At 69.3% G+C, this 4,105-nt stretch carries 3 protein-coding genes and 1 pseudogene; all 4 read left to right on the top strand.

Annotated elements, in window-relative coordinates; all coding sequences use genetic code 11:
- Positions 1-1,177: pseudogene (locus tag ELR45_RS34515) on the top strand (hypothetical protein); the annotation flags it as partial.
- A 123-nt stretch (positions 1,178-1,300) separates the two neighbouring features.
- Complete coding sequence (locus tag ELR45_RS03450; protein ID WP_129663517.1) at positions 1,301-1,639, top strand: hypothetical protein; 339 nt, start codon at positions 1,301-1,303, stop codon at positions 1,637-1,639.
- Between the two features lie 46 nt (positions 1,640-1,685).
- The gene (locus ELR45_RS03455) at positions 1,686-2,717 is read left to right on the top strand and encodes a class I SAM-dependent methyltransferase (RefSeq protein WP_129663519.1); all 1,032 of its coding nucleotides are present in this window, start codon (positions 1,686-1,688) and stop codon (positions 2,715-2,717) included.
- A gap of 82 nt (positions 2,718-2,799) precedes the next feature.
- Positions 2,800-3,378 (top strand): OsmC family protein, encoded by a 579-nt coding sequence (locus ELR45_RS03460; RefSeq protein WP_129663521.1) that lies wholly within the window; start codon positions 2,800-2,802, stop codon positions 3,376-3,378.
- Positions 3,379-4,105 lie beyond the last annotated feature (727 nt).

The raw sequence follows: 4,105 nt of genomic DNA on the forward strand, positions 1-4,105 counted from the left end.
CTTCGGCCAGCGACGACACGAGGACCGCGGGCTCGCCGATGCGCTGCGCCGCGCCCACGCCGCGCATCATGTGGCGCTGGCCGAGACCCAGGGCTCCCGAGTCCGCGGTCCAGAGGAACCGGAGGCAGTCGCCGTGATCACCGGAGCGATGGACGACCTGCGCGCCGCCCACGCGTGGGCGGTCGCCGACGGAGACGTGGACGTCGCTCTGCGGTTGCCGGCCGCGCTTCCCGACGAGGTCATGTTCCGGCTGCGCGACGAGGTGACCACCTGGGCACGTCGGGCGCTCTCGCTGACAGGGGCAAGCGAGCATCCCGCCCTTGCCGGTGCCTTGGCCACCGCGGCCTGGGGGGCGACTAGCCGGGACGAGTGCGAACGTGCCGTGCAGGAGGCCACCGCGTCCTACCGCAAGGCTGAGCCGGGCGGCTCAGTGGCGATGATCGCGATGGGGGCGCTCGGGACGGAAGCGTTGTACGAGGGGCGGCTGACCGATGTCCTCGCCCTGGCAGATCGACATCAGGAAACCGCGGAGGCGCTGGGCAACGGCTACCACTTGTCCTTCTTGTGGGTCTGCCGCATCCTCGCCCACCTCTACCGCGGCGACACCGACGAGGCGGCGGCCGGCGTGCCCGAACTGCGCCGGGTCGCCGAGCGATCCGGCAGTCCGACGATGCGCGCGTTCTCCTGCTACTGCGACGGCGAAGTACACCTGGAACGGGATCCGGACCGCGCCGCGCTCGCCCTGACCGAGGCAGTCGCGCTGGCCCGCAGCGCGGGTAATCGCCTCATCGAGGGCGTCTCGCTGGTGTGCCTCGCCTCCTCCCAGGGACGCCGCGGACGAATGCGTGAGGCCTTACACACCTTCCGGGACGTCGTGGCGCACTGGCGACGGGTCGGTGACCACACCCACCAGCTGACGGCCGTGCGCAACCTCGTCGAGTTGCTCGCCGAGATGGAGGCCGACGAACCGGCGGCGATCCTCTACGGAGCGGTCACCTCGGGTGATACCCCCACCTTCGGCATCGAGGCAGAGCGCCTCACCCGAGCGTGGCAGCAGGTCGAAGGGCGTCTCGGTCCCGAGGCAGCGGAAGCGCTCGCCACGCGGGGGCAGCAGCTTGGCGTACGCCAGGTGGGTGACGAGGCGCTGATCCAGCTCGACGCCCTGCTCGACACCTGACCATTCCGGCGGCCTGCGACGTTCCCACCTCCGCAGCCGCCCCACAGCCAAGCTGCAGCCACCCCACAACCGACGACTCACATCGTGACGGTGTTCGAGACCGTCAGACACCGAGGAGTCGTCATGACCATCACGCGCAAGACTTCAAGGCTCGGCCTCATCGGCATGCTGGCCGGCAACGGCCAGGCCACGTTCGCCGGCCACGTGAAGGAGGGCCCGCTCGACGGCTGGCTGCCGGACCGCTCTCTTGACGACGCGACGTCCGCGGAGCTCCTGTTCACGCTCAACGACCACGGACCGGCCCTGGCAGACCATCTGCCAGGGATGATCCGCACCTACCGCGGCGGGTGCGCCGACGACAGCCCCTTCCCGGAGATCTTCCCCGACACCGCCCTGGCCGACGGAGAGCCCGGCCCGAACCAGTGCCTGCTCTCGCAGGCCGCGGCTTTCCCCGCAGGCTGACCACCCCGGCCGAAGGGCCGACCACCCCAACCGAAAGGAATGCATCATGACCACCACCACAACCGCACCGGAGATCAAGGACCAGGCGGCGATCCTCCTCGGACACGTGGCCGGATACGCCGGGCACCGCACGGTCGGGATCGGCTTGCGCACCGGCCTCATCCGTGCCCTGGCCGATGCACCAGCAGGCACGACGGCCGACGAGCTGGCCGCGCGCACCGGCCACGACCCGTTCTACGTGGGCGTGTGGTGCCGATCCGCCTTCGCCGGCGGTGTCTGCGAGCGGGAACGCGACACCTATCGCCTCGCGCCGCACATGGCGACCCTGCTGCTCGACGATGACAGCCCGGCGTACGCCGGCGGCATCTTCGCGGTCTTCGAGCAACACGAGCTGTTCGACCGGTTCGAGCAGGTGCTCGGCACCGGGGAGCGGCTCTGGTGGAACGACTGCAGCCCTGCGTGGATCGATGGGGTGTCCAGGTCGGGCCGCCCCTTCTACACCCGGCTGGTGCCTGGAGGACTCGGGCGGATTCCAGGGCTGACCGAGCGGCTGGCCGACGGCGGCGTGATCGTCGACACCGGCTGCGGCGCCGGCCTGGGACTGGTGCGGCTGGCCGAGCACTACCCCGCCTGTGAACTGATCGGGGTGGACGGCGACGCCCACTCGATCGAGCTGGCCCGGGAGACCGTCGAGGCGGCCGGCATCGCCGACCGGGTGCGGTTCGTGACCAGTCCACTGGAGGAGTTCACGATCGAGCGGCCGGCCACGCTGGTGGTCAACAACATCACCATGCACGAATGCCGCGACATCGACCGGGTCACCGAGCGGGTCAAGGACGCGCTCGATCCGGGCGGGCTGTTCGTGATCTCCGACTTCCCGTTCCCGGACAGCGACGAGGCGCTGGCAACGGTGCCCGGCCGGGTGATGGCCGGCATCCAGTTCTTCGAGGCACAGATCGACGACCAGTTACTACCGCGCCACACCTACGACGCGCTGCTGGAGCGGCACGGTTTCACCGACCCCGGCAGCACCTCGCTAACTCCCGTCCACGCGCTCACCTGGGGCCGTCGCGCCTGAGGACGCGGAACGCCATCCGGGCACGGACACGACGGCGACCGACCGCCACACCTGATGAAGACCGACAACGAAGGAGACGACCATGTCCAACACTACTGACACGAGCGAACGCAACGGCGTCAACGTCACCCAGCTGACCGAGACCATCGGGGCGATCCAACAGGACCCCACGCTCGCGAACTTCCGGTTCCGCGCCAGCACCGCCTGGCAGGGCGGCGGCCACAGCCGAACGGAGATCAAGAGCTTCTGGGGCGCGGGCACCGAGGACGTCTCGCGCACCGTCCCGTTCACGTTGGAAGGCGACGAACCGCCGGTGCTGCTCGGTGAGAACCGCGGCCCGAATGCCGTGGAGACGGTGCTCCACGCACTCGCCTCCTGCCTGGCGGTGGGGTTCGTCTACAACGCCGCCGCCCAGGGGATCGAGGTCCGCAGCCTGGACTTCGACATCGAGGGCGAACTCGACCTGCACGGATTCCTCGGGCTGTCGGAGGACACCCGGCCGGGCTACCAGCAGATCGACGTCCGGTACCACGTTGACGCCGACGCCCCCGACGAGAAGGTCGCGGAGCTGTGCCGCTACGTGCAGCGCACCTCGCCGGTGCTCGACATCATCAGCAAACCGGTGCAGGTCACGGTCTCCCGGGCCGAGGAAGCCGGCTGAACAACCTGGCAAGCGAAGCGCCCCTCCCCCGTCACAGCAGGTGAGGGGCGCTTTACCGGCGCGGCGTCTCGAAGGCACCAGCAGCTCCTAGCGGATCACCCCGTATGCCACCCGGCCGCCGGCGTCGCCCGTACCGAGAGTGGCTGAGTCAGGACCGAAGACGTCCTCGTCGTGGGAGTGGTAGCGCGGCTGCTACCCGCTCCGGGATAAGCGGAAACAAGTTGTCCTGACCTCTTCTTGCGGCTGTACTTGCCCCGGCGAAGAATCCGGCCCGTGGCGCCGGAGTTGGGGCGAGATCCGTCATGCCGCGACCGAGAAGTCGGCCTCGGTAGCCGACCGCGCTCTCCGCTGCGTCGCTGTTGGGCGGACCCGTCTTCGGGTCCTGCGACGAGCCGCGGTCCTCCTTGTCCGGCAGGAAGATCGCATGCGTGTCAGTCGATCGGAGAGTCCGGGGACCGAGATCCGGTCAGCACCGGACAGACTCGTCGTAGTGGAGGGCGCAATGAAGCGTGGTCCCGTACTTACTCTCGTCACGGCCCTGTCGCTCAGTGTCTTTGGCATGGCAGCAGCGGACGCATCTGGGCCGGACGATGCTCAACCGAACCACCCCGAAATGCCACAGGATCCCAGCGAGCTCATGGCCGAGCTCGACGCCGCCGCGTCGAGCGTGAACACGGACCCGAGCCGCAACAAGACGAAGAACCTTGCGCTGCGGGGACGCGGCGAG

The organism is Phytoactinopolyspora endophytica (genome assembly GCF_004138495.1).
In the GTDB taxonomy this organism is placed as follows: domain Bacteria; phylum Actinomycetota; class Actinomycetes; order Jiangellales; family Jiangellaceae; genus Phytoactinopolyspora; species Phytoactinopolyspora endophytica.

What these genes read in the sequence shown, in the direction of transcription:
- ELR45_RS03450 (WP_129663517.1), top strand. Translation starts at nt 1,301, where the DNA reads ATGACCATCACGCGCAAGACTTCAAGGCTCGGCCTCATCGGCATGCTG.
- ELR45_RS03455 (WP_129663519.1), top strand. Translation starts at nt 1,686, where the DNA reads ATGACCACCACCACAACCGCACCGGAGATCAAGGACCAGGCGGCGATC.
- ELR45_RS03460 (WP_129663521.1), top strand. Translation starts at nt 2,800, where the DNA reads ATGTCCAACACTACTGACACGAGCGAACGCAACGGCGTCAACGTCACC.